The organism is Variovorax sp. Root318D1, from assembly GCF_001424835.1.
Classification (GTDB): Bacteria; Pseudomonadota; Gammaproteobacteria; order Burkholderiales; family Burkholderiaceae_C; genus Variovorax.
The window spans coordinates 247,534-272,977 of record NZ_LMCQ01000023.1; the positions used below are offsets into that span (position 1 = coordinate 247,534).

24 protein-coding genes, 1 tRNA gene and 1 pseudogene are annotated in these 25,444 nt (G+C 65.8%); 7 read left to right on the forward strand and 19 right to left on the reverse strand.

The features are described from left to right. Positions 1-6 precede the first annotated feature (6 nt). Positions 7-645, reverse strand: a complete 639-nt coding sequence (locus tag ASC78_RS22045; protein WP_055806262.1) for a YqhA family protein — start codon at positions 643-645, stop codon at positions 7-9. Between the two features lie 155 nt (positions 646-800). Between ASC78_RS22045 and ASC78_RS28130 the strand changes: the two genes are divergently transcribed. From ASC78_RS28130 to ASC78_RS22060, 4 genes and pseudogenes are all read left to right on the forward strand, one after another. Beyond that, the coding region (locus ASC78_RS28130; RefSeq protein ID WP_443082742.1) for an acetyl-coenzyme A synthetase N-terminal domain-containing protein at positions 801-1,205 on the forward strand (405 nt) is incomplete at its 3' end. Position 1,206: 1 nt separating this feature from the next. Further along, a pseudogene (locus tag ASC78_RS22050) lies at positions 1,207-3,001 on the forward strand (acetate--CoA ligase); the annotation flags it as partial. 709 nt (positions 3,002-3,710) lie between these two features. After that, a complete protein-coding gene (locus ASC78_RS22055) occupies positions 3,711-4,001 on the forward strand; it encodes a hypothetical protein (protein WP_055806266.1) in 291 nt (96 codons plus the stop codon). 145 nt (positions 4,002-4,146) lie between these two features. After that, positions 4,147-4,929: a TIGR04325 family methyltransferase gene (locus ASC78_RS22060; protein ID WP_235505172.1), complete on the forward strand. Its 783-nt coding sequence runs from the start codon at positions 4,147-4,149 to the stop codon at positions 4,927-4,929. Between the two features lie 169 nt (positions 4,930-5,098). On the opposite strand, the gene ASC78_RS22065 is transcribed toward ASC78_RS22060, so the two are convergent. The 6 genes from ASC78_RS22065 to ASC78_RS22090 form a co-directional block, all read right to left on the reverse strand. Then, positions 5,099-5,174: transfer RNA gene (locus ASC78_RS22065), tRNA-Asn, on the reverse strand. 91 nt (positions 5,175-5,265) lie between these two features. Continuing rightward, on the reverse strand, positions 5,266-7,425 hold the full coding sequence (locus ASC78_RS22070; RefSeq protein ID WP_055806269.1) for a TonB-dependent siderophore receptor: 2,160 nt from the start codon (positions 7,423-7,425) through the stop codon (positions 5,266-5,268). A 10-nt stretch (positions 7,426-7,435) separates the two neighbouring features. Next, entirely contained in the window at positions 7,436-8,368 is a 933-nt protein-coding gene (thiE, locus tag ASC78_RS22075) for a thiamine phosphate synthase (RefSeq protein WP_055806272.1), read from the reverse strand. Beyond that, positions 8,365-9,186: a thiazole synthase gene (locus ASC78_RS22080; protein ID WP_055806275.1), complete on the reverse strand. Its 822-nt coding sequence runs from the start codon at positions 9,184-9,186 to the stop codon at positions 8,365-8,367. Before ASC78_RS22080 ends, thiE begins: the two co-directional genes overlap by 4 nt. Positions 9,187-9,220: 34 nt before the next feature. Further along, a complete protein-coding gene (thiS, locus tag ASC78_RS22085) occupies positions 9,221-9,424 on the reverse strand; it encodes a sulfur carrier protein ThiS (protein WP_055806278.1) in 204 nt (67 codons plus the stop codon). Next, complete coding sequence (locus tag ASC78_RS22090) at positions 9,421-10,512, reverse strand: FAD-dependent oxidoreductase (RefSeq protein WP_055806281.1); 1,092 nt, start codon at positions 10,510-10,512, stop codon at positions 9,421-9,423. The genes thiS and ASC78_RS22090 overlap by 4 nt, the downstream gene beginning before the upstream one ends. Positions 10,513-10,652: 140 nt before the next feature. On the opposite strand from ASC78_RS22090, the gene thiD reads away from it, so the two are divergent. Then, positions 10,653-11,513 carry a bifunctional hydroxymethylpyrimidine kinase/phosphomethylpyrimidine kinase gene (thiD, locus tag ASC78_RS22095; protein ID WP_055806284.1) on the forward strand — a complete coding sequence of 287 codons (861 nt, stop codon included), beginning with the start codon at positions 10,653-10,655 and terminating at the stop codon, positions 11,511-11,513. Here thiD and ASC78_RS22100 read toward each other — a convergent pair. Further along, complete coding sequence (locus ASC78_RS22100) at positions 11,467-12,816, reverse strand: purine-cytosine permease family protein (protein WP_055806288.1); 1,350 nt, start codon at positions 12,814-12,816, stop codon at positions 11,467-11,469. The genes thiD and ASC78_RS22100 overlap by 47 nt on opposite strands. Before the next feature lie 384 nt (positions 12,817-13,200). Between ASC78_RS22100 and ASC78_RS22105 the strand changes: the two genes are divergently transcribed. After that, a complete protein-coding gene (locus ASC78_RS22105; RefSeq protein WP_055806291.1) occupies positions 13,201-13,998 on the forward strand; it encodes a DUF2182 domain-containing protein in 798 nt (265 codons plus the stop codon). A gap of 103 nt (positions 13,999-14,101) precedes the next feature. Further along, positions 14,102-14,704: a DUF1326 domain-containing protein gene (locus tag ASC78_RS22110; RefSeq protein WP_082517628.1), complete on the forward strand. Its 603-nt coding sequence runs from the start codon at positions 14,102-14,104 to the stop codon at positions 14,702-14,704. A 17-nt stretch (positions 14,705-14,721) separates the two neighbouring features. Here the strand turns inward: ASC78_RS22110 and ASC78_RS22115 are convergent, their stop codons facing one another. The 11 genes from ASC78_RS22115 to gsiC form a co-directional block, all read right to left on the reverse strand. After that, the gene (locus ASC78_RS22115; RefSeq protein ID WP_055806297.1) at positions 14,722-15,792 is read right to left on the reverse strand and encodes an NAD(P)/FAD-dependent oxidoreductase; all 1,071 of its coding nucleotides are present in this window, start codon (positions 15,790-15,792) and stop codon (positions 14,722-14,724) included. Next, positions 15,750-16,079: a ferredoxin FdxA gene (gene fdxA / locus ASC78_RS22120; RefSeq protein ID WP_055806301.1), complete on the reverse strand. Its 330-nt coding sequence runs from the start codon at positions 16,077-16,079 to the stop codon at positions 15,750-15,752. The genes ASC78_RS22115 and fdxA overlap by 43 nt, the downstream gene beginning before the upstream one ends. Before the next feature lie 43 nt (positions 16,080-16,122). Further along, positions 16,123-17,463 (reverse strand): sulfate adenylyltransferase subunit 1, encoded by a 1,341-nt coding sequence (locus tag ASC78_RS22125; RefSeq protein ID WP_055806304.1) that lies wholly within the window; start codon positions 17,461-17,463, stop codon positions 16,123-16,125. After that, on the reverse strand, positions 17,463-18,416 hold the full coding sequence (cysD, locus tag ASC78_RS22130) for a sulfate adenylyltransferase subunit CysD (RefSeq protein WP_055806307.1): 954 nt from the start codon (positions 18,414-18,416) through the stop codon (positions 17,463-17,465). The genes ASC78_RS22125 and cysD overlap by 1 nt, the downstream gene beginning before the upstream one ends. A gap of 43 nt (positions 18,417-18,459) precedes the next feature. Then, the gene (locus ASC78_RS22135) at positions 18,460-19,092 is read right to left on the reverse strand and encodes a phosphoadenosine phosphosulfate reductase domain-containing protein (RefSeq protein WP_055806310.1); all 633 of its coding nucleotides are present in this window, start codon (positions 19,090-19,092) and stop codon (positions 18,460-18,462) included. Positions 19,093-19,113: 21 nt separating this feature from the next. After that, a complete protein-coding gene (locus ASC78_RS22140; protein ID WP_055806313.1) occupies positions 19,114-19,509 on the reverse strand; it encodes a DUF934 domain-containing protein in 396 nt (131 codons plus the stop codon). Beyond that, positions 19,506-21,311, reverse strand: coding sequence for a nitrite/sulfite reductase (locus ASC78_RS22145; protein ID WP_055806316.1), 1,806 nt, complete (start codon positions 21,309-21,311; stop codon positions 19,506-19,508). The genes ASC78_RS22140 and ASC78_RS22145 overlap by 4 nt, the downstream gene beginning before the upstream one ends. Before the next feature lie 330 nt (positions 21,312-21,641). Continuing rightward, positions 21,642-22,460, reverse strand: coding sequence for a M55 family metallopeptidase (locus ASC78_RS22150; RefSeq protein ID WP_055806319.1), 819 nt, complete (start codon positions 22,458-22,460; stop codon positions 21,642-21,644). Then, positions 22,457-23,536: a P1 family peptidase gene (locus tag ASC78_RS22155; protein WP_055806322.1), complete on the reverse strand. Its 1,080-nt coding sequence runs from the start codon at positions 23,534-23,536 to the stop codon at positions 22,457-22,459. The genes ASC78_RS22150 and ASC78_RS22155 overlap by 4 nt, the downstream gene beginning before the upstream one ends. Before the next feature lie 21 nt (positions 23,537-23,557). Further along, positions 23,558-24,478, reverse strand: a complete 921-nt coding sequence (gene gsiD / locus ASC78_RS22160) for a glutathione ABC transporter permease GsiD (RefSeq protein ID WP_055806325.1) — start codon at positions 24,476-24,478, stop codon at positions 23,558-23,560. Positions 24,479-24,488: 10 nt separating this feature from the next. Further along, positions 24,489-25,409 carry a glutathione ABC transporter permease GsiC gene (gsiC, locus tag ASC78_RS22165; RefSeq protein WP_055806327.1) on the reverse strand — a complete coding sequence of 307 codons (921 nt, stop codon included), beginning with the start codon at positions 25,407-25,409 and terminating at the stop codon, positions 24,489-24,491. Between the last annotated feature and the right edge of the window lie 35 nt (positions 25,410-25,444).

The following is a 25,444-nucleotide window of genomic DNA, read 5'->3' on the forward strand; positions in this document are numbered from 1 at the left end:
CAGGGCTCAGTGCGATCCGCTGCCTTGCGGCGCGTTCGACGTCATGAGCTTGTCGGTGTAGGCAATGGCCATGGCCGAGAACAGGAACGCGATGTGGATCACGGTCTGCGCAATCAGCACGCGGTCGGTGTAGTTGTCCGCGTTGATGAATGTCTTCAGCAGGTGGATCGAGCTGATGCCGATGATGGCCGTGGCCAGCTTCACCTTGAGCACCGACGCGTTCACGTGGCTCAGCCATTCGGGCTGGTCGCGGTGGCCTTCCAGGTCCATGCGGCTCACGAAGGTTTCGTAGCCGCCCACGATCACCATGATGAGCAGGTTCGAGATCATCACCACGTCGATCAGCGCCAGCACCACCAGCATGATCACCGTTTCATTGAGCGTGCCCACCGGCGCAGTGGTTTTGTAGCCGATGCTGGTGATCAGGGCCTGCAGCGCGTCCTTGCTGCCAAAGGCGGCCTCGACAAGGTGCAGCAGCTCGACCAGGAAGTGCACCACGTACACCGCCTGCGCCACGATCAGCCCCAGGTACAGCGGCAGCTGCAGCCAACGGCTCGCAAAAATCAGCTTGGGCAGCGGCCGGAGCGGTGAGCTGGCGCCGGGAATGGGCTTTGAGGGGCGGTCGAAGGATTCGGGAGCGGACATTGGACGGGAGGTTGGGAACGACTGGCGATTCTAGAGGTGCCCCCGTGACCGACTCGTGATAACCCTGCGAACTAACATCGGACCTGGACGGACCCGTCAGTGACCCGTAAGTGGGCCCGCCGACATTACGGCCGCACCTACCCAGGAGACAAGAAATGAGCAGCAGCGCATCCAAGAACATCGAATCCGTCCTTGTCGAGAACCGCGTGTTCCCGCCCGACGCCCGCGCCACCCAGGGCGCCCGCATCTCCGGCATGGCCGCCTACGAGGCCCTGTGCCAGGAAGCCGAGCAGGACTTCGAAGGCTTCTGGACCCGCCTGGCGAARGACAACCTCACCTGGACCCAACCCTTCACCAAGACCCTGGACGAATCCAACGCCCCYTTCTACCAATGGTTCGGCGACGGCGAACTCAACGCCAGCGCCAACTGCCTGGACAAGCACATCGGCACCCCCGTSGARCACAAGACCGCCATCGTCTTCGAGGCCGACGACGGCGCCGTCACCCAGGTCAGCTACAAGGAACTGCTCGCCCGCGTGAGCCAGTTCGCCAATGCCCTGNCACAAGACCGCCATCGTCTTCGAGGCCGACGACGGCGCCGTCACCCAGGTCAGCTACAAGGAACTGCTCGCCCGCGTGAGCCAGTTCGCCAATGCCCTGAAGGCCTCAGGCATCCAGAAGGGCGACCGCGTCATCGTCTACATGCCCATGACCGTGGAAGGCGTCATCGCCATGCAGGCGTGCGCSCGCATCGGCGCCACCCACAGCGTCGTGTTCGGCGGCTTCTCGGCCAAGGCCCTGCAGGAGCGCATCATCGATGCCGGCGCCGTGGCCGTCATCACCGCCAACTACCAGCTGCGCGGCGGCAAGGAGCTGCCCCTCAAGGCCATCGTCGACGACGGCATCGCCATGGGCGGCTGCGARTCGATCCAGACCGTGTTCGTCTACGAGCGCACCCCCACCGCCTGGGCCCGCGTCGAAGGCCGCGACAAGAGCTTCACCGAAGCCCTGGCCGGCCAGAGCACCGACTGCCCGCCCGTGCCCGTGAACGCCGAGCACCCGCTGTTCATCCTCTACACCTCCGGCTCCACCGGCAAGCCCAAGGGCGTGCAGCATGCCACCGGCGGCTACCTGCTGTGGGCCAAGCTCACCATGGACTGGACCTTCGACATCCGGCCCGARGACGTGTTCTGGTGCACCGCCGACATCGGCTGGATCACCGGCCACACCTAYGTCGCCTACGGCCCGCTCGCCGCCGGCGCCACCCAGGTGGTGTTCGAAGGCATCCCCACCTTCCCGCATGCCGGGCGCTTCTGGCAGATGATCGAGAAGCACAAGGTCAGCGTCTTCTACACCGCGCCCACCGCCATCCGCTCGCTCATCAAGGCGGCCGAAGGCGACGAGAAGGTGCACCCGAAGAACTGGGACCTCTCGAGCCTGCGCMTCCTCGGCTCGGTGGGCGAGCCCATCAACCCCGAGGCCTGGATGTGGTACCACCGCCATATCGGSCGCGAGCAATGTCCGATCGTCGACACCTTCTGGCAGACCGAGACCGGCGGCCACGTGATCACGCCGCTGCCCGGGGCCACGCCGCTGGTGCCGGGCTCGTGCACCCTGCCGCTGCCGGGCATCATGGCCGCCATCGTGGACGAGACCGGCAAGGACCTGCCCAATGGCGCGGGCGGCATGCTGGTCATCAAGCGGCCCTGGCCCTCGATGATCCGCACCATCTGGAACGACCCCGAGCGCTTCAAGAAGAGCTACTTCCCCGAGCGGCGCGGGCGGCATGCTGGTCATCAAGCGGCCCTGGCCCTCGATGATCCGCACCATCTGGAACGACCCCGAGCGCTTCAAGAAGAGCTACTTCCCCGAGGAGATGGGCGGCACGATCTACCTGGCCGGGGATGGGGCGGTGCGCAGTGCCGACCGCGGCTACTTCCGCATCACCGGGCGCATCGACGACGTGCTCAATGTCTCGGGCCACCGCCTGGGCACGATGGAGATCGAATCGGCCCTGGTGTCCAAGACCGACCTGGTGGCCGAAGCGGCGGTGGTGGGCCGGCCCGACGACGTGACGGGCGAGGCGGTGTGTGCCTTCGTGGTGCTCAAGCGCGCCCGCCCGACCGGCGAAGAAGCCAAGCAGATCGCCAACGAGCTGCGTGCCTGGGTGGCCAAGGAGATCGGGTCCATTGCCAAGCCCAAGGACATCCGCTTCGGGGACAACCTGCCCAAGACGCGCAGCGGCAAGATCATGCGGCGCCTGTTGCGCAGCATCGCCAAGGGGGAGGCGATCACGCAGGACACGTCCACGCTGGAGAATCCGGCCATTCTGGAGCAGTTGGCGCAGAAGAACTGAAGCGAATTGAGGGCTTGAGCGCGCCCCAAAAGGAAATGCCCCGCTACCTTTTGAGTAGCGGGGCATCCAGAGGCCTTGCTCGTTTTGGCTTCTCGACCTGGGCTCGAACCAGGGACCTACGGATTAACAGGTCTTACGTGGAACTCGGTGTCTCGCGCACACGGTCCTGCGCCTGCTTGAGCATCGCCGAGATCCCATCGTAGGCGTATTTCGTGCCCTTCAGCGTGTGCACGATGGGCCGGTGCAGCCCGGGCACTTCACCTATCGGTCTTGGTCACGATCTCTGCGAGCTGGCCTTCCAGGGCAATGTCGATCGGACGCCCGCCGGTCCTGCAAACCGTTCCTGCCTCTGGGAGGCGATTTGTCATGGGAAGTTGTAGACGTGGCCGGACGATTGTCTCCGTGGAGAAAGTGCGCACCGCCCGTGCGTACATGCGGCGCAATTTCTACAGTGACTACACGGCGAAACGCACTGTCCTGACACGGGCAACAAGCGGCGCAATTGTCCACCTCACTGGGGAACGTGGATGGAACAACCTGCCGGTGGAAATTTCTTGGCGAGCCAGGCACGAAGCGGCGGGCTACAGCGTTGCTGGCTGGCGTCTGACAGGCCGACAAGCGCAGTGGCATACCTTCGAGTTCTCCAACGAAGGAGCGACGCGAGCAAGCGCCCAATCTCGACAACAAACGCATCGAAGAGGTAACGGCCATGCCCTTGTTCTATCTGTTGAGCCTGCAGCACGTCACCTTGCCAAAGGTCGTGACGCGATCCGAAGACGTCCAGCATGTGAGCGTGCTGAAAGCGACAGGTCTCATTGAGGCGGAGATCGCACCAGCATCAGATGCGGCCGGCAAGTACAACGCCGCACGAACAGCCACCGTGATGCGCATCACCGAGGACGGTTTCGCGGAAATCAACAAGATGCTCAACGAACCTCGGCGAATGAGTAGGACGGTGCAACTAGTCAGGAATCGAATGCGGAGCTCTGCGTTGAGTTGAAGGCCGGGCGAATCGAGGGCGAAAAACGCATGCTTTCCACCCGGAAAGGATCGCTAGGATTTGGCCGTTCGGCGTACTCGGCGCGACGACGTGCCGGTAGGGCGCCGCGGAGTGGTGTTGTCTTAGCCAGAGAGGAGACCAGTTCATGCTTCCCGACCTGCTTCCCGACCTGCTGCCCTTGCGTTATCGCATCCAAGCCTATCGGCGCAAGTTCCTGGTCAACGAAACCGAGAACCTCTTCATGGGCTCGTTCGAAAACTTTGCCGCCGCGGAGGCTGGCGCGCCTGATTCGAAGGCCGTGGGGTATAGCAACGCCAAGGCGGCTGGTGAGCTCTACAGCCATCAAATTTACTTCTACGACTATCCGGGCCTTTTTTGGCTGGGAAGACCGTTCAATGACGGGATGCGGCACGTGTTCGACCTGGGTGGCAACGTGGGAATCAAGTACTACGCATTTCGCCGTGTTCTGCCGTATCCCGACGACCTGCGCTGGACCGTCTGCGACGTCCCCGGTGTGGCGCAAACAGGGAAGGAACTGGCCGCTCAGCGCGACGCGAGCGCCCAGTTGGACTTCACCACCAATTACAGCGAAGCAAGCGGCTGCGACGTGCTGTATGCCTCGGGCAGCCTGCAGTATTTGCCGCAGCGCATCGGTGAAATCCTGGCCGTTCTCCCGGTAAAGCCGAAACGCATTGTGTTGAACACGACGGCGGTGCACCCCGAACGCACGCTCTACACGATCAACAGCATCGGCATTGCGTTCTGCCCCTATCGCATCCAGCACGTCGAAGAACTGTGGGCCGAACTCAGAAGCGCTGGCTACAAGCGCCGCGATGCTTGGCGCAATGAGGTCCTGACAATCGAAGTGCCATTTGTCGAGGGCGGGGACAAGCCGTACTATGCCGGTTGCTGCTTCGATTTGGCTTGATGTAGGTACCAGCTGAGTGTTGGGGCCGGCGCGCTCATGAAGCCTCGCGGCCGGAACCACAGCTGAGATTTCCAAGCAACAAAGCCCGCAGGCTTTGGGCACGGCCCCAAAAGGAAATGCCCTGCTACCTTTTGAGTAGCAGGGCATCCAGAGGCCTTGCGGCTTATTTTGGCTCCTCGACCTGGGCTCGAACCAGGGACCTACGGATTAACAGTCCGGCGCTCTACCGACTGAGCTATCGAGGAACAAGCCTCAGATTATAGCGTGATTTTTTGGGCCTTTCGAGTGCACCCATGTGACCGCAATAAATTTCTGAAAATTTTTTGGAGCTCGCATTCAGAGCGACACGCTCAGCCCGAGGCGCAGCGTGCGGGGCGCGCCCGGAAAGAGATACACGTGGCCGAACTGGTAGGGCGATTCCTTCCAGTAGCGGCGGTCGAACAGGTTGTCGACGGCCAGGCTCCAGCTGGTCTGAACACCGCGCATCTTGGTGTCGTAACGCAGCACCGCATCGACGCGCGTCCATGAGGGCAGGGTGATGGAGCCATCGGGCAGCACGTTGCGCCGGCCTTCGTGCGAAAGCTGCCCCAGCAGTTCGAGGCCCGGTACCGAGGCCACGCGATAGCCGGCCTGCGCGCGCAGCACCTGCTTGGGTACGTTGGTGGGCGACTGGCCGTTGGTCGCGGGTTCGGCAATGCTGCCGTGACGCTTGGCATCGATGAGCGTGACGCTGCCGCCGAGGCGCCATGGTCCCGCGTTCCATTGCGCACCCGCTTCGAGGCCGCGGTGCACTGCGCTGCCGTCGTAGCCCGCGTCGCACGGCGTGGTGCCGAGCCGGTTGCAGGCATCGAGGTTCGTCATAGGGCGCTTGATGTCGAAATACGCCAGCTGCCAACCGAAGGTTTCGCTTCCGCCTTTGAGCCCGATTTCCCATTGGCGCGAGGTCAGTGCGGGCAGTGCCTCGCCGGCATTGGTGTATTGCGAACTCTTGTTCGGCACCACCTGCGATTCGACGCCCTTGCCCCAGCTTGCATAGGCCAGGAGCCCGGGTTGGATGGCATAGCTCGCCGCAACCCATGGCGTGGTGATGCCGTCCTTGTAGCCCGTGGGCCGCGTGCCGTCGGTGCGGATGCTGTCGCGGTCCAGCCGCGTGTGGCGCACGCCAAGCCAGGTGGTGAGGCGGCTGTTCCAGCGGATCGCGTCCTGCACCGTGAGCTCGGTCGAGCGCTCGTCGCGATTGGTGTTGGCGTCCGTCAGCGTGGGATCCGGCGGAACCACGGCCGTGGCCCACACGTTGCCGGTGCCGACGTAGTTGTACGCCTGGTCCTGGAAGCGGTTGCGCACGCGGCTCGCAAGCAGGCCGAAGCCCAACTCGTGCTTCACGCTGCCAGTCATGACGTTGCCCTTGAGGTTCAGGCTGCCGGCGGTTTGCGTGCGCCGCTCGTTCTCGCTGCGAAAGTCGTAGAAGTCGAAGGTGCCGTCCGAGCAGTAGCGGTCGTAGTTGCCTTCAGCGCCGCAGCCGAACGCGTAGGCCAGTCGGTCATCGGTCTTGAGCCGTTGCTGGCCGATCTGCGCGCTCCAGCGCCAGTCGGCATTGAGCGCCTGGCTGAAGCGCAGGCTGCCGGTCAGCGCGTTGAACTCCGAGGGCTGCGACCACGGCTGGTTGTTGAGGTTGATCTTGGGGTCGACCGGCGCGGGCAGCGTGTTGCCCAGCAGGCTGAAGCCGTTCTGGCTCGGCTGCGTCTTGTGGCTGCGTTCGATCTCGAACTCGAGCACCGAATCGCGCGTGATGCGCCAATCGGCCGCCAGCGAAAACAGGTTGCGGTTGCCGTCCAGGTTGTGCGTGAGCGGCTTGAGGTTTTCGTTCGCCACGTTGAGCCGATAGCCGAACTCGCGGTTCGCACCGAAGCGCCCGCCGAGATCGAGCGCGCCGAACACGCTGCCGCGGCTGGTGGTTTCAAGGCGCAGCGTGCGCAGGTCTTGCTCGGTGGGACGCTTGACGATGTAGTTGACCAGTCCGCCCGGCGCACTGGTGCCGGCCTGGATGCCGCTGGTGCCGCGCAATATCTCGATGCGTTCCTTGTTGTCGAGTGGGATCGAAGTCTCGGCGCTGATCGGCAAGCCTTCGCGCCGGTAGTTGAAGCGGTTGTCCAGCACGAAGCCGCGCACCGTCAGGTAGTCCCAATACCCAGCTGAGTTGTAGGCATCGGTCACGGAGGAGTCGAACTGCGTGAGGTCCGCGAGGCGACGTGCGCCGCTCTCGCGAAGCTGCGTGCCGCCGATCACCGTGGCCGACAGGGGCAGTTCGCGCAGCGGTACGTCGCCGAAGCCACTCACCTCGGCTTGTGGCGCCGCATTGCTTTCGTTCACCGTAATGGCGGGCAGTTCTGTCTGTTGCTGGGCCTGCGCCCAGGTGGCGGCCAGAAGGAGGGCGGCAGCCACTGCATGCGAGATGGGTGACAGCGGACGTGAGGGAGCGTGGATTTGTTTTGTCATCTTGTTCTGTTCAGGCGGAGGCTGCGCCCATGGCAGCCATCCATTGCGCGGCCGTGGCCTCAGGATCTTCTGCTGTCACCAGCGCGCGCACTACGGCCACCGAGCCGACGCCCGTGGCAAGCACCTCGGGCAGCCGCACCGCGTCGATGCCGCCAATGCCCACTTGCGGATAGCCGCGCAACAGGCGCGCATAGGCCGCGAGCCGCGCCACGCCCTGCGGGGCAGTCGCCATCTTCTTGAGGGTGGTCGGATACACCGCACCCATGGCGATGTAGCTCGGGCTCACCGCATCGGCGCGAACCATCTCGGCATAACCGTGGGTGCTGACGCCGAGCCGGAGGCCCGCATCGCGTATCCGCCGCACCTGTTCGGGCGCGAGCGCATCGAGGTCTTCCTGGCCCAGGTGAACGCCGTAGGCACCGGCGGCGATCGCTGTCTGCCAATGGTCGTTGATGAACAGCAGCGCACCCGTGCCACGCACCGCGTCGACAGCCGCTCGCACTTCGCGTTCGATGGCCGCCGCGTCGTCCGACTTGAAGCGCAGCTGCACCGTGGGAACACCGGCGCGCGCCATGCGGTCGACCCATTGCGCATCGGGCAATACGGCGTACAGGCCGAGGCGTTCGGGGCAGGGCGCGAAGGCATCGTCGCGCGCCGAAGGCGGAAAGGCGCGGAGGCCGAAATCGGCCGGTGTCTCAGGCCATTGGTTCGCCTCGAACGCGCCCTCGCGCACGGTCTGTGCCCGCCACGCGAGCGCGAGGCATTCGGCATCGATCTCGATGAAGCCGAGTGCCGAGCAGGCCTGCTTCGCGCCGCGGTACACCGGATCGTCCGAGGAAAAATTGCTCGCCGAAATGGCTGCGGCCGTGATGGCGCCGAAGCGCAACCCGTGGGCTGCGACGATGGCATGGGCAACAGCCCGAGGGTCGTTCGATGTGATCATGCTGCGTGATGCCAGAAGGGCGTGCCGAGCACCGGCGTGCTTGGCTGGGCGGAGTCTTGCGCAGCCATGGCGCCGGCGCGATGGGCGGCGCGGCCGGCTTGCACGGCATCAGCGAAGGCACCAGCCATCGCCACCGGGTCTTGCGCGAGTGCCACCGCAGTGTTGAGCAGCACGCCGTCGTAGCCCCACTCCATGACTTGGCAGGCATGCGAGGGCAGGCCGAGACCCGCATCGACCAGCATCGGCACGCTCAGCCGTTCGCGCAGCAACTGCAGCGCGTAGGGATTGACCGGCCCGCGGCCGGTGCCGATGGGCGCGGCCCAGGGCATGACGGCCTGGCAGCCCACATCGACCAGCCGCTGGCACAGCACCAAATCTTCGGTGCAGTAGGGCAGCACCTGGAAACCGTCGCGAATCAGCTGCGATGCGGCATCGACGAGGTTCAGCGTGTCGGGCTGCAGCGTGTAGTCGTCGCCGATCAGTTCGAGCTTGATCCACGGCGTGCCGAAGAGCTCGCGCGCCATCTGCGCCGTGGCGATCACTTCCTGCACGCTGTGGCAGCCGGCGGTGTTGGGCAGCACGGGCACGGCGAGCCGGCGCAGCAGTTCCCAGAAACCGTTGCCGCTATCGCTTGCGCCCGGGCTCGCGGACTGGCGCCGCAGCGAAGCGGTGAGCATGGCGGGCTTTGCACGCTTCACCGCGGCCTCGAGCAGGTCCGGCGACGGATACCGCGCGGTGCCAAGCAGCAGGCGGCTGTGGAAGGTCTGGCCGTAGAGAACCAGCGGATCGTTGTCCGGAACGGAAGATGTGGTTGTCATGGTGCGGTTGTCTCCATCTCTGTGGGTCGTTGGTTCAGCCGCCGGTCACGGGGCGGATCACTTCGATGCGGTCTTCGGGTTGCAGTGCGCGCCCCGCATGGGCCGAGCGCGGCACGAACTCCCGGTTCACGGCCACCGCGAACGGCGGCACGGCACCCACTGCGGCGAGCGCGTCGACCACCGTGGCACCGTCTGGCAGCGTGAAAGGTTTGTCGTTGATCAGGACGTTCATCGTCATGCTTCGGATGTCTTGAGGCCAAGGTTCTGCGCGAGCGTGGAGTGGCCCTGCACGAGCAGCTCCATGGCGGCATCGAGCACGGCGGGCGCAATCATGAAACCGTGGCGGTACAGGCCGTTGATCTGCAGCACGCGCGGGTGCGGCTGGCGAATGGCGGGCAGGTTGTCGGGCAGCGTGGGTCGGCACTGCGTCGCGATCTCGAGGATGCGAGCCTCTGCGAAGCCGCTGTGAACCGCGTAGGCCGCGCTCAGCAGTTCGAGCGTGGAGCGCACGCTGGCGGGCGACATGTCGTCCGACTCGATCTCGGTCGCACCGATCACGAACACGCCGCCAGGCTTGGGTGCGATGTAGAGCGGATAGCGCGGATGCACCAGCCGCGTGGGCCGCTGCAACGCCACCTCGGGCGCATGCACGCGAATGACCTCGCCGCGCACGCCGCGCAGTGCATTCCACTGCGGGCGGGCGCCAAGGCCGCGGCAGTCGATCACCCAGTCGGGCTGGCCCGGCGTACCCGGAGAAAAATCGCCCGGTTCGCGTGGCGACTGCCAATGCAGCGTGACCTCGGGGCTGGCTTGCAGCGTGGCGAGCAGGGAAGCCAAGAGCGCGCGGTTGTCGAGCTGGCCTTCGCCCGGAAGGAACAAGCCTTGTGCGAAGCGCTGGCCGAGCGACGGCTCCAGCGCGGCAACGCCGGCACCATCGAGCGTTTGCATCGCGGCGAGTTCGGGCACCTCCGCACCGGTGCGTGCCAGAACGCGCGCGAGCCGCGCGGCTTCGGCGGCGTCCTGCCGGTGCCACAGCACCAGCGTTCCTTCGCGTTGGAAGAATACGGGCTGTGCCAAGGGCGCAAGCAGTTCGGGCCAACGCGACAGTCCGTACTGCCCCATGCGGACGACAGGCACCGGAGCCACAGCCGATTCGGCCAGCGGCGCGAGCATGGCAGCCGCCACGCGCGCGGCGGCGCCTTCGGCCTCAGGGCTGCCGGCTTCGAACAGTTCGACCTTGCAACCGGCCTGCGCGAGCGTGACCGCAAGCAGCCGGCCCATGAGGCCCGCGCCAAGGATTGCGGCCGATTGAAATGCCAGGCTCATGGCTTTGCTCCTTCCCCCTCTGGGGGAAGGCCGGGATGGGGGCAGCCACAGCGCCCCATGGATACGCCGCTTGCCCCCACCCCAACCCTCCCCCGGGAGGGGAGGGAGCAAGGCAGGGCCATTCGCCGATAATTTTCCGCATGACCCAAGCTGCACATCCCGACGCGCCGCAAGCGCCCCTGCGCTACGCGCGCGTGCTCTCGATCGCTGGCTCCGACAGCGGCGGCGGCGCCGGCATCCAGGCCGACCTGAAGACCTTCGCCGCGCTCGGCTGCTACGGCATGACGGCCATCACCGCGCTCACCGCGCAGAACACACTCGGCGTGTCTGGCATCCACGGCGTGCCGCCGGCTTTTCTCAAGGCGCAGATCCAGGCCGTGGTCGAGGACATCGGCGTTGATGCGGTCAAGCTCGGCATGCTGCATGCGCCCGAGGTGGTCGAGGTGGTGGCCTGGGCCATCGATCACTACCGGCTGCCCAACGTGGTGCTCGACCCGGTGATGGTCGCGACTAGCGGCGACCGGCTGATCGCTTCGGAAACCGTGCAGGTGCTGGTGCGCGAGCTGTTCCCGCGCGCCGTGGTCATCACGCCCAATCTCGACGAGGCCGCCTTGCTCATCGGCCATGCCATCGATGGCGTCAATGCGCTCGACGCTGCGGCCGACGAACTGCTGGCGCTTGGTGCGAATGCCGTGCTGCTCAAGGGCGGCCACCTGCCTGGCGATGACGTGGTCGACGTGCTGCTGCAAAACGACGGCGCGCGCAAGCGCCTGGCCTCGCGGCGCATCGCAAGCCGCAACCTGCACGGCACGGGCTGCACGTTGTCGTCCGCCGTTGCGGCGCATCTGGCGCTGGGCTTCGGGTTGCCCCAGGCCGTCGAACGCGCGCGTGCCTATGTCATCGGCGCCATGGCGGCCGGGGCGGATGTGCGAGTCGGCGCAGGCCATGGTCCGCTCAACCACGGCTTTGCACCAGTGCCGACGCACCGCCTGCCGTCGTAGACGTGGGCTTGGGCCGGCTGATCCAGGCCAAGAGAAATGTGGCCGCCAGCGTCGGCAGCGCCGAGCCGAACTGGGGCGCCCACTTGGCCAAGGCGTGATAGGCGGCAATGCCGGCAATCCAGATCAGCGCCGCACCCAGGTCGACCCGGCGCACACCGATTGATGCGATGCCCTGGCCCGTGCCGAGCCGCCCCAGGATCACGCCGTAGAGTGGCACGAACACCGAGCTCAGCATCAGCAAGAAAGGCTCGAGCGTGTGCATCGGCAGCACCAGCGCCAGCGCGGTACACAGCGCCGCGAGCAGCAGGCCCCAGCGCCGCACGCTCCAGCGCGGCAGCAGGCTGTGGGTGGACACCGCGCCCGAGTACACGTCGCCATACGCGTTGTCGAGTTCATCGATGAGGATCAGGCCGAGCGCCACCAGCCCGCCTTGCGCGAGCAGCAGGGCGGTGACCAGACCGGTGCCCGGCTCCGCCACGCTCACGACCATCACGCCGAGCGAATAGCACCAGATGTTGGCCAGCGCGTAGCCGAGCCAGGTGCCGGTGAATGCGCTGCCGAGGCCGCGTTGCCCGCTCGCGTTGCGTTTGCCATGACGCGCATAGTCGGCCACCAGTGGCAGCCACGACACCGGCATCGCAATCACCAGGTCGAGCGCGCTGAACATGCCCATGCCGCCGGCTCCCGGCCGCGCCCAGAAGGCGTCCAGCCCCTTGGCCTCGAGCCGCGTCGCGAACTGCCAGGTGAGCCACAGCAGAGACAGCACCACCAGCGGCAGGCCGAAGCGGCTGACGAAACGCCGCACCAGCTTGACCATGGAACCCGCGAGCAGCGCCAGCAGCACCGCGCCCCAGAGCAGCGTGGTGAGAGCGTCGCCCAGTGGTCCGGTGAGCGTCAAATCGAACGCCTGCTGGCCAATGGCCTGCGTGCCCTCGCGCATGATGACGAGCTCGAAGGTGGTCCAGCCCACCAGCTGCACGATGTTGAGCAGCACCGGCAGCCGCGCAAAGGCACTGCCGTAGGTGGCGTGCATCAGCCCGGCGCTTGCCAGGCCGCTTTCGCAGCCCAGCCGCGCGGTCCAGGCCAGCAGGCCGGCGCCGAGCAGCGAGCCCAGCACGATCGCGATGGCCGCGTCGCGCGTGCCCACCGCCGGCACCAGGTAGGCGCCGATCTGCATCACCAGCAGCCCCACGCCCAGGCTGAACCAGAGCGATGCGTGGTCGTGCCAGCCGAACACGCGCTGCGACGCGGGCAGCGGCGTCAGCGCCTCGTTGGCGGAAGAAAGTTCGTTGTCATGTGCCATCCAGTTGCTCCAGTGCAAAAGGTTTGGCAGGTGGGCGAGGCTCCGGCGGCGGAGCCATCGCGCGAGACAACGCGACAGGCCGCCGGACCAGCTTCCCTGCGCGAGGATTACCTCGGACCTCCTAAGTAAACAAAGGAGGTGCAATCAGGTTCAAAGGGACTTTCTCAGCAGGGACGGCAAGCCGCCCAAGCACCCCTAGCGAACCAGTATTTTAGGCTCCCATGCCGCGGGCGGCTCGAAAAGTTGCGGCGCACGGCAGAATTTGGCGGCGAATTGAACCGCTAGCCGCCGCTGGCCTGAAGCCGCCACGCGAGCCTGGGAACTAGGCTGCTCCTGTGCGCAGGCCTAAAATATTGCTCCCTGTACTCAGCGGGAGCGGCAGTGTTGAATGCCTTAGCCGACGCACAGCTCGCTCGCGCACGGCGCGATCGCCGGCTGGTGGGGGCGTGCCTGGTGCTGCTCGTTGCTCTCGCGTGGCTGTATCTGGCGATCATGGCCGAAGCGACGGCAGCGATGGAGAGCCCACTGCACAGCGCGCGCGCGATGTGGCTGATGCCGATGGGAGAGTGGGGCGCGCGGGAGTTCGCGCTCGGCTTGGCCATGTGGATGGTGATGATGGTCGGCATGATGGTGCCGAGTGCGGCGCCAATGCTGTTCGCCTACCTGAACGTAAGCCGCTCGCGGCCTGCGGGGCTTTCGCCGATCGCAGCGACGGCTGCTTTCCTGCTCGGCTACCTGCTGGTGTGGGGCGGCTTCAGCGTGGTTGCAACCACCGCGCAGTGGGCGCTGCACACGACCGAACTGCTCGGACCCACGATGCGCAGTTCCAGCGCCTCGTTGAACGCGCTGCTGTTGATCGCGGCGGGCGTCTACCAATTTCTTCCCATCAAGAACGTCTGCCTGTCGAAGTGCCGGCTGCCCCTCGGCTTTCTGCTCACCGAGTGGCGCGACGGGTGGACCGGTGCGGTGAGGATGGGCCTGCGGCACGGCGCTTTCTGTGTCGGCTGCTGCTGGCTGCTGATGGCGCTGCTCTTTGTCGCCGGTGTGATGAACCTGCTGTGGATCGCGCTGCTGTCCGCCGCCGTGTTGGTGGAGAAGGCGCTCCCCTTCGGGCACCAAGCCGCGCGCGTCGTCGGCGTGTTAATGATCGCGGCGGGCTTGGGGGTCTTGGTGCTGGGCTGAGGCGGGCTTGCGGCCTGGAAATTCGACTCGCCGTTGCCTATACTTTTATGTGAGGCTGGGTTGCGTGGGCGTTGGCTGTTTCAGGCGGCCGAAGGAGACGACGATGACTTGGCAGATGGATGCGACGATGCTCGAGATGTGCAGTTGCAAGGCGCTGTGCCCATGCTGGCTCGGCCCGGATACCGTCCCGGACGAGGGTTGGTGCGGCGGCGCGTTGCTGATCGACATCGAAAAGGGTGCGATCGATGGCCAGGACGTGGGTGGCTGCCGTGCCGCGGTCTCGGCCTGGTGGCCCGGCAATTTCTTTGCCGGCAATGGCACCGCCCGCTTGTACCTGGACAGCAGCGCCAGCGATGCGCAGCGCAGTGCGCTCGAGGCGGTGTTTTCGGGCAAGAAGGGCGGCATGTTCGGTGCCGTGCTCGGGCCAGCGATCACGAAGTGGCTGCCCGCGAAGAGCGTGCCGATCGACATTCAAGGCGGCGACGTGACGTCTTTCTCGGTGGGCGGTGTGACCAAAGGCACGCTCACCCGCTACAAGGACGGCGCGGGCCAGGCCGCAACGGTGCAGGGCACGGCGGCGCAGGGGGCCTTCCAGAGCACCTCGATGGAGATTGCTAGCGTGAAGGGTATGCGCTGGACCGAGCCCGATGTGCGCGATTGGGAGGGCGACTCCGGCACGCTGCACAAGGTCCACTGGGCCGGCTGAGTACCGTACGCTGTTGCCTAGCGCGAAGTAGCCACGCCCAGCAGCTCGTGCAGCCGCGTGCTGGTGGTCGTGTACTGCAGCGGCACGGCCTTGCCCGGAAACACGATGGCGGTGGCGCCCCAGGCGGCCAGCGTGGCCTCGTGGAAGCCGCAGACGATGAGCTTTTTCTTGCCCGGGTAGGTGTTGATGTCGCCCACGGCGAAAACACCGCGCTCGCGGGTCTCGTATTTTTCGGTGTCGACCGGCACCTGCTTGCGCTCGAGCTCCAGGCCCCAGTCGGCAATGGGGCCTAGGCGCGGGGAGATGCCGAGGCAGGCGACCAACGCGTCCAGCGGCAGGTCGATGGTCGTTGCGTCGGGCGTGGTGATCTGCAGTCGCTTGCCGTCGAAAGCGGCGGGCTGGCCGACCTTGAAGGCCAACTTGCCCGCGGCCACGAGGGCGCGCATCGCGGCGATATTCGTCTCATCGGCCTGGAAGCCATCGCGCCGGTGGACCAGCGTGACCTGCTTCGCGATGGTGGTGAGCGCAACCGCGGTTTCGAGCGCGACATCGTCGCCCCCGTTCACCACCACCGTCTGACCCGCAAAGCGGTCCAGCGATTCGGGATGATAGAAAAGCGAAGTGCCTTCGAACTGCGCAATGCCTTCGACCGTGATGCGCTTGGGCACGAAGGCGCCAACACCCGCTGCGATGAACAGCGTCTTGGCCAGGAAGGCTTTGCCTGCCGAGGTCGTGAGCAGCAGGCGCTCATCGGCCTGTCGTTCGAGCGTGGCGACCTGTTCGCCGAAATGGAACTGCGGCTTGAACGGCGCCACCTGCTCCAACAGCGATTGCACAAGGCCGCGTCCGCTGGTCACCGGCGTGCCGGGAATGTCGTAGATCGGCTTGTCGCCGTAGAGCGCCACGCACTGGCCGCCCGCGGCGGGCAGCGCATCGACGATGTGGCAGGAGATCTCGAGCAGGCCCAGCTGGAAGGCCTGGAACAGGCCGACAGGCCCGGCACCGACGATCAGGGCGTCGGTTTCAATGGGGACTGCCGAGGCGCTCAGCGCACCAGCTCCCCGATCTTGTCGGTCTTGTCTTTCCACTCTTCGGCGTCGGGGAGGGCCGGCTTGCGCTTGGTGATGCTCTTCCAGCCGTCGGCCAGCGCGAGTTCCGCGTTCAGCTTGATGAAGGCGATCTGGTTAGCCGGGAGATCTTCCTCGGCGTAGATTGCATTGACCGGGCACTCGGGGATGCAGACCGCGCAGTCGATGCACTCGTCCGGGTCGATCACCAGCATGTTGGGGCCTTCGCGGAAGCAATCCACGGGGCATACGTCCACGCAGTCGGTGTATTTGCAACGGATGCAGGCTTCGGAGACGACGTGGGTCATTTGTCTTCTAACGTCAGTGTGAGGTCGGGGAAAACCCCAGATTTTAGGCCTTTGCGGCGGCAGGCTGCACGAGCACGGCAGCAGCGGTCTTGTGCGAGGCCGTATCGACCAGCACCAGGGAGCCCAATGCACGCGATTGCGTGAAGGGCAGCACGGCCAGCGGCTGCTGCAGCGCCAGCACCACGTCGCCGATGGAATTCGCTTCCAGCTGCGTTGCGGGCTCCGATTCGAGGGTCGTGATGTTCACGCGATCGACGATGCGCGCCACCTTGGCCTTGACCCAGCGGTGGCCCTGCAGCGCCCAATACACGCGGCCCGCGACCAGCGGCTCGTCGTCGAGCCAGGCCACGGTGGCGGTGATTTCGCGCACGGGCTCGAAGGCACCGGGCGCCAGCAGCCAGTCGCCGCGCGACACGTCGAGTTCGCGGTCCAGCACGATGCCGGCGCTGTGGCCCGCATGCACCGCCTTCGGCTGCCGCGTGTGGCTCAGCACCTGCGCAACCGTTGCGGTCTGGTTGCTCGGCAGCACGGTCACGCGCTGGCCGGGCTCCACATGGCCGGAAGCCACGCGGCCCCAGAACACGCGGCGGCCCTGCGAGGTGTCGGCCGAGGAAGAGAACTTTTCGACCCACTGCACCGGAAAGGCGAAGGGCACGGCCTCGTCTTGCGCGGTGACCGGCAGCTCTTCGAGCAGCTCAAGCAGGCTCGGGCCTTCGTAGCCCACCCAGTCAGCATGGCGCGTGGCCACGTTCCAGCCCTTGAGGGCGGAGATGGGCACGATGCCGGCAACTTCGACGCCCGCCGCTTCGGCGAATGCGTTCAGCGCGGTCGAGATGCGCTCGAAGGCCAGGGCGGCATCGTCGATGGCGTCGAGCTTGTTGATCGCGAACACGATCGACTGCACGCGAAGCAGATGGGCCAGCAGCGTGTGGCGGCGCGTCTGCGGCAGCAGCTCGCGCTTGACCACGGTGCCGTCTTCCACTTCGGCGGCCCAGGCCAGCTTGGTGGCATCGACCAGCACCACGGCGGCGTCGGCGGCCGAGGCGGCGGTGACCATGTTGCGGGTGTATTGCTCATGGCCCGGCGCGTCGCCGATGATGAACTTGCGCTTGGCGGTCGAGAAGTAGCGGTAGGCCACGTCGATCGTGATGCCCTGTTCGCGCTCCGCAGAGAGGCCGTCGGTCAATAGCGCCAGATCGGTTTCGCCGCCGCGCTGCACACCAGCGAGCTGGTCTTGCAGCACGGTCTTGCTGTCGACCAGCAGACGGCCGATGAGCGTGCTCTTGCCGTCGTCGACCGAACCGCAGGTGATGAAGCGCAGGGCGGTGCCGGTGTCGCCGTGGATTTCGGCGGTAGCGGGGTTTGCAGTGGTCGTTGCGCTCATCAGAAGTAACCGTCTTTCTTTCGTTTTTCCATCGACGCTTCGGAGGTCATATCGTCCATCCGTGTCGCGCCGCGTTCGCTCACGTCGACCGACAGCGTCTCCAGCACCACGTCGCCGGCATCGGCCGCCAGGCTCTCGACCGGGCAGGTGGTCGTGATGTCGCCCACGGTGCGAAAGCGCACGTCGCGCACCTGCACCGTTTCGCCGTCGCGCGCCGGGGTCAGAGAGGTCACCGGCACCAGCAGGCCGCGGCGTTCGACCACTTCGCGTTTGTGCGTGTAGTAGATCGACGGCAGGCCGACGTGCTCGCGCTCGATGTATTGCCAAACATCGAGTTCGGTCCAGTTCGAGATCGGGAACACGCGAAAGTGCTCGCCCGGTGCCAGGCGCGTGTTGAACAGCGTCCAGAGTTCGGGGCGCTGGTCCTTGGGCTGCCATTGGCCGAAGCTGTCGCGGTGCGAAAAGATGCGTTCCTTGGCGCGCGCCTTTTCTTCGTCGCGGCGGGCGCCGCCAATCAGCGCGTCGAAGCGGAATTCTTCAATGGCTTCGAGCAGTGTGACCGACTGGTGCGCGTTGCGCGACTCGCCAGGATGCGCCAGGCGCACGGTGCCGCGCGCCATGGAGTCCTCGACGCTGCGCACGATGAGTTCGGCGCCAAGTTCCGTGGCGCGCTGGTCGCGGTAGGCCGTCACTTCGGGGAAGTTGTGGCCCGTGTCGATCATCAGCAGCGGATACGGAATGCGGCCCGCGCCAAAAGCCTTTTCAGCGCACTTCAAGAGCACCAGCGAATCTTTGCCGCCCGAGAACAGCAGGGTGGGGCGCTCGAAGGCGGCTGCCACTTCGCGCAGGATGAAAATGGTTTCTTCCTCGAGCGCGTCGAGGTGGGTGTTGGACAGGTGCGCGGGAGAGTGCATGGGCGGCACCAGCAGTTCGGTTTCGGTACGGGCGTTCATCGGATGGGGTGCTGAATACGAAGATTCGGTGCGGCGTTGGCGCTCAATGCGCAAGATGCAATCCGCATTCGCGGTTGTCTTCGCCCTTGGTCGGGTCCACGTAGTCGAAGTTGTTGGGCAGGCCATGCGCCTCGCAGTAGGCGTACAGCTCCTTGGACGACCAGTGCAGGAGCGGCGCAACCTTGATCAGGCCGTCCGGATTGACGCTGACCGGGTCCATCTGCGCACGCACCGCCGTGTCGGTGGCGCGCAGCGCGGTGAACCAGACCTTCGGTGCCGTCTCGCGCAGCGCGCGGGCAAAGGGCTCCAGCTTCACCTCTTCCGTGAAAGCGGCATGGCGCGGATCGTCGAGCGCCGGGGTCGGGCCTTCCACCGCTTCACGATGCGCACGCGAGCGGCGCGGCAGGTAGATGTGCAGGTCCAAGCCCAGCAGCTTCGTCACCTCGTCGGCAAAGCGGTAGGTGGCCTCGGTGTTGTAGCCGTTGTCCATCCAGACCACGGGAACATCCCGCTTTGCGCGCGTGACCATGTGCAGGATCACGGCCTCGAACGGGCGGAAGTTGGTGGTGATGATCGAAGGCTGGCCCAGGCCGATCGCCCAGTCCACCAAGCCCTCCGAGTTGCGGCCGAGTTCGGTGTTGATGCGTGCGAAGTCGATGTCCGTGGCGATGCTCATGTCTAAGGTTTCCAATCGGGCTCAGGTGCCAGCCGCAAAGTGCGGCGCGGTCTTCACTGCATCGCCCTGGTAGAAGGCGGAAAAACGATCGAACTGGCGCTGCGCGTCGGTAGCGTCCACGCCTTCCTTCAGCACGGCGCTGGAGAAACCGGTGCGTTCCATCTGCACCAGCTGGTCGATCAGCACGTCGCCGGTGGCGCGGATGTCGCCCTTGAAGCCGAGGCGGCGGCGCAGCAAAAATGCCTGGCTGTAGGCGCGGCCATCGGTGAACTTCGGAAAGCTCAGGTCGATGCGCTCGATGTCTTCAAGGCACACCTCGATGGCGAGCGGATCGGCATCGTTCGGCAGCTGCAGAACCTTCGGGTCGCCGTCGTCGATGTGCTCTTCGGCGGCCAGGATGTTCAGGTTCCGGTTCATGCTGCTTCCTCCACCTTGAAGCGCGCACCGTTGGCGGCGGCCTTGAATGGGTCGTGGCCGACGCGGCGCAGGGTGTCGATGAAGGTTTCGCCGCCTTCGCGGGTGTCGCGGTACGTCGTGAGCACGGCCTCGATCACGCCCGGCACTTCGGCCGCCGAGAACGAGGGGCCGACCGCCTTGCCCGCCTGCGGGGTGCCGCTGAGTGCGGAGCCGTCGGAGCCGCCCAGCGACACCTGGTACCACTCCTTGCCGTCCTTGTCGACGCCGAGGATGCCGATGTGGCCGCTGTGGTGGTGGCCGCACGAATTGATGCAGCCGCTGATGTGCAGGTCGATCTCGCCCAGGTCGTCGAGCTCGTCGAGGTCTTGATAGCGCTCGGTGATCGCTTCGGCAATCGGAATGGAACGTGCGTTCGCCAGCGAGCAGAAATCGCCACCGGGGCAGGCGATCATGTCGGTCAGCAGATGCACGTTGGCGCTGGCAAAGCCGGCGGCGCGGGCGGCAAGCCACAGCGCATGCAGGTCTTCGGCATGCACCCAGGGCAGCACGATGTTCTGGTCGTGCGTGACGCGGGCTTCGCCGGCCGAGAAGCGGTCGGCCAGCACGGCGAGCGTGTCGAGCTGGTCGGCCGAGGCATCGCCGGGTGCCTGCTTCAGGCGCTTGAACGACAACGTGACAGCACGCAACGCGGGGTTCTTGTGCGGGGCCACGTTGCGGGCCAGCCAGCGGGCGAACTGCACGTCGTCCGCGGCGTGGGCGCGCAGCTCGGCGTCGGTCTTCTCGGCGCTTTGCAGCACGCGGGTGGCGAGCGTCGGCGGCACGAAGGAGGCGGCCACGCGGTCGTACTCTTCCTGCGTGATGGTGTGCGGTGCGCCGTCGTGTTCGAGGATCTGCTTGTACTCGGCCTCGACGTCGTCGATGTAGCGCTGGCCTTCGGCCTTCACCAGGATCTTGATGCGCGCCTTGTAGATGTTGTCGCGGCGGCCATAGCGGTTGTAGACCCGGATCACCGCTTCGAGGTAATTCATGATCTGCTGCCACGGCAGGAACTCGCGCAGCACGGTGCCGATGATGGGCGTGCGGCCCATGCCGCCGCCTACCTGGACGCGGAAGCCCACATCGCCAGGGGCGATGTTTTGTGATGCATCGCCAGCCTCGTGTTTCACCACGTGCAGGCCCACGTCGTGCCAACCGGTGGCGGCGCGGTCTTCGGTGGCGCCGGTGATGGCGATCTTGAACTTGCGCGGCAAAAAGGCGAATTCAGGGTGCAGCGTGCTCCACTGGCGCATGATTTCCGCGAACGGGCGCGGATCGGCGATCTCGTCGATCGCGATGCCGGCGCGCTCGTCGCTCGTGATGTTGCGAATGCAATTGCCGCTGGTTTGGATGCCGTGCATGTCGACCGAAGCCAGGAGGTCCATCACGTCGGCCGACTTGGAAAGCGGAATCCAGTTGTACTGGACGTTCTGGCGCGTCGAGAAGTGGGCGTAGTGCGTGGGCAGCTTGTGCGTGCCGAGCAGGCCCTGGGTTTCCAGCGCCTTCTTGTAGACCTCGGCCTCGGGCTCGTCGTACTCGCGGGCAATGCGGGCCAGCACGCGCAGTTGGCGGCTCGAAAGCTCGCCATAGGGCACGGCCACGCGCAGCATCGGTGCGTAGCGCTGCACGTACCAGCCGTTTTGCAGGCGCAGGGGGCGGAACTCGTCTTCGTGGAGACGGCCTTTTTGCCAGCGCTCGAGCTGGTCCCGGAACTGGGCAGCCCGTTGATGGACGAACTGGCGATCGAATTCTGTGTATTGGTACATCGTGCGTGTGTCTTGAAGAAGTGCGGTGCCGCACGTACAACGGGGCGCCCCAGCAAGAAGCCGAGATTCTGAAAGCTGGCCTTATGGAAGCAAACTATTTTTTGGTTCGCGCTTTATGCGGATAAGCTTATTCTCCAGCGCCCATGCGGGTTTCCGGGCGGTTGAATGCTTATTCTGGATAAGGCGAGAGGGCTCTCACAAGACCAAGGATAACGCCCGCAGGAGTTCCGCGTTTGTCCACTCTCTCCTTGGGGAAAGGGCAATTGCGCAAGGTTTACCGTTGCCGGCCCTCACGCCAGCCCTCTCCCGGAGGGAGAGGGAGTAATACTTTCAGCGCAGCATCGACGACATTGCTGAACAGCAGTTCAGCATGCGCACCGCGGCCTCCACCGTGTTCGCAGTGAAGCGCAAGGTCACGCCGTCGACGCGCTCGAAGGCCGGCCACTGGCAGAACAGGTCGGCCATGGCCGGCGACTGGGTGCGCAGCGTGACCATCTGCGGACCCTTGAAGACCAGCGGGCTTGCGTTGGCGCGCCGGGCCAGAGCCTCCGCCACGCCGGCCCGGATCGCCTCGCGAGAGCGGTCGGGCGAGAGCGACACGCCGCTGTTGAACCCCGTGGCGCGCTTGGTCTCGACAAAGGTCGCGTGCGGAAAGAGCGGCCGGTTCTCGGCGATGAACACGTCGTCCCCGCTGGCCATGACCACCGGCGCGCCGTACTCGCCGGCCAGCGCGCCATAGAGCCCGGCCTCGCCCAGCTCCTGGTCGCCGAGCCAGATGCCTGCAAAGGCAAAGCTGTTGATCGTGTGCGCCAGGATGCCGCGCCCCTGCGCGCGCGAGTGGTAGCCGACCATGCAGATCGCGTCCACGCCTTCGTCGACGCCGGCCACCATGCTCAGGTAGCGCGGTTTGCCCTGCACCGCGCGGGCGCGCGCATCGAGCACGTCGGGGGGCATGTTGCGAAAGCCGCCGTGCGAATCGTTGACCAGCACGTCTGTGGCGCCGGCATCGAAGGCGCCCGCAATGGCCGCATTGGCCTCCTGCGCCATCAGCAGGCGTGCACGCTCGAACTCGGGGTTGCCGGAGCGCACCTGCTCCGAGTGGTAAACGCCCGCAACGCCTTCGATGTCGGTGGAGATCAGGACTTTCATTGGGCGCGTGTCGGTTCAGAGGAAGAAAGAGCGGAGGAGGGCAGCAAATCGGTCAGCGTTGCCCGATGGTTGCCGTCGCGCCCGGTGACGGCCGTCGCGTGCCACAGCGCATGAAGAATGGCCTGCTCGGTGCTGTCGGCCGCGGCCTGGAACAGGCCGTCGAGCAGGCTCTCGTGCACCAGCGCAATGGCCGGCATCGGGCGTTCGGCGAGGTCGGGCACCGTGCAGGCAGTCGAGAAGGCCAGCACGATGTCGCCGCTGCCATGGCCGAAGACCGAGCCGGTGCGCGCCAGGCCGGCGCCCGCGCGCAAGGCCAGCCGGCGCAGCTGGCGTGCGTCCAGCGGCGCGTCGGTGGCCACCACGATGATGATTGAGCCTTTTTCGGACTCCCTCGATGTCCGGCTGCCTTCTGCGGCCAGCCTGGACACCAGTTGCTCGCCGACCGCCTGGCCGGCCAGCACCAGTTGCGATGGGCGGCCGTAGTTGGCCAGCACCAGCGTGCCGACTGTGTGCACGCCGCCATCCTGCGCGGACACCCGGCGCGAGGCGCTGCCGATGCCGCCCTTGAGCTGGAAGCACGACATGCCGCGCCCGGCCCCCACGCAGCCTTGTGCAAACTCGCTGCAGGCGTCCTCGAGCGCATGCAGGTAGTCGGCCTCTCTCACCGCCAGGCGCTGGATGTCGTTGAGAAAACCGTCGTTGCACTCGAACACCAGCGGATTGACCGTGGGCAGCGATCGGCCGCTCTCGGGGTTGGCGGTCACGCAATGGCGGATCTGCGCAGTTGCCACCGTGCCCACCGAGTAGGTGTTGGTGAGTGCGATCGGGGTCTCGAGCACGCCGAGCTCGGCCATCTGCACCAGCCCCACGCTCTTGCCGAAACCGTTGAGCACCACTGCGGCGGCCGGCACCTTGTCGCGGAACGGGTCGCCGGCATGCGGCCGGATCACCGTCACGCCGGTTTGCACCGGGCCGTCATCGAGCGTCCGGTGGCCCACCGTCACGCCTTCCACGTCGGTGATCGCGTTGCGCGGACCCTGGAGCAGGTTGCCGATGCGGGGGGGATTCGATGCCATGAATGAAGAAAGAAGTGCAGGCTACTCGCGGTCGATCTTCGGGTCGAGCGCGTCGCGCAGCGCATCGCCCAGCAGGTTGAAGGCCAGCACCGTGAAGAAGATGGCCAGGCTGGGGAACAGCGCCACGTGCGGCGAGGTCACCATGTCGGCGCGTGCTTCGCTGAGCATCGCGCCCCATTCGGGCGTTGGCGGCTGCGCGCCCATGCCCAGGAACGAAAGGCTGGCCGCTGTGATGATCGACGTGCCGACGCGCATCGAAAAATACACGACGATCGACGAAATGGTGCCCGGCAGGATGTGCCGCACGATGATGGTCCAGTCCGACGCGCCGATGCTGCGCTCCGCCTCAATGTAGGTCTGCTGCTTCAGCACCAGCGTGTTGCCGCGCACCAGGCGCGCAAAGGCCGGCACGCTGAACACCGACACCGCCACCACCACGTTGGTCATGCTGCTGCCCAGGATGGCGACCACGCCCAGCGCCAGCAGGATGCCGGGGAAGGCGAACAGCACGTCGGAGATTCGCATCACGATGCGGTCCCACCAGCCTTCGTAGTAGCCCGCGAGCAGGCCGAAGGCCGTGCCGATGAAGCCGCCCACCAGCACCGAAAGAAAGCCGGCCATCAGCGAGATGCGCGCACCCATCAGGATGCGGCTGAAGATGTCGCGGCCCAGTGGATCGACGCCGAACCAGTGCGTGGCCGAGGGCCCGGTGTTCAGCATGTCGTAGTCGAAGAAGTTCTCCGCGTCGAAGGGCACGATCCACGGCGCGAACACCGCGATGAACACCAGCAGCAGCACGAAGAGCGCGGCCACGATGCCCACCGGCTGCTTCTTGAAGCGGCGCCAGCATTCGCCCCAGGGCGTGCGGACCTTGCCTGCGGTTTGAACCGCCACCACGGGCGGGACGATGATTTCGGCAGACACGCCGGAAGCTTGCGTCATGTCGGCTGCCTCACTTGTAGCGAATGGTGGGGTTGATGTAGCCGTACAGCACATCGACCACCAGGTTGATCAAAATGAATTCGAGCGAGAACAGCAGCACCAACGTCTGGATGACGGGGTAGTCGCGCATCTGCACCGCATCGACCAAGAGGCGGCCAAGGCCAGGCCAGTTGAAGACCGCCTCGACCAGGATCGAGCCGCCCAGCAAAAAGCCGAACTGCAGGCCCATCATCGTGACGACCGGGATCAGCGCGTTGCGCAGGCAGTGCTTGATGATGACGGTGCGCTCCCGCACGCCCTTGGCGCGCGCGGTGCGAACAAAATCTTCCTGGATCACCTCGACGAACGATGCGCGCGTGAAGCGCGCCATCACGGCCGCCACGGCGGCGCCCAGCGTGATCGAGGGCAGGATGTAGTGCTTCCAGGTGGCGGCGCCCACGGTGGGCAGCCAGCCGAGCTGGACCGAAAAGATCTGCATCAGCAGCATGCCGAGTGCAAATGCGGGAAAGGAGATGCCCGACACCGCCAGCGTCATGCCGAGCCGGTCGGGCCATTGGTTTCGGAACACCGCGGAGACGATGCCGATGCCCATGCCGAAAATCACCGCCCACACCATGCTGGTGATGGTGAGCATCACCGTGGGGAAGAAGCGCTCGCCGATCTCCGTCGACACCGGCCGCCGCGTGCGGATCGAGGTGCCGAAGTCGCCTTGCAGCATGTGAGTGAAGAAGCTTACGAACTGATGCGGCAGCGGCTTGTCCAGGCCCAGCTCCTGTCGCACCATGGCCACCGTCTGCTCGTCGGCGTCCTGGCCGGCGGCAAGGCGCGCCGGATCGCCGGGCAGCATGTGGACGAACAGGAACACCAGCACTGCCACGATGAGCAGTGTCGGGATCAGGCCCAACAGTCGTTTGAGAAAGTAATTCAGCATGGCATACAGACAATCAACCCTCGTCAAGGCCTCGG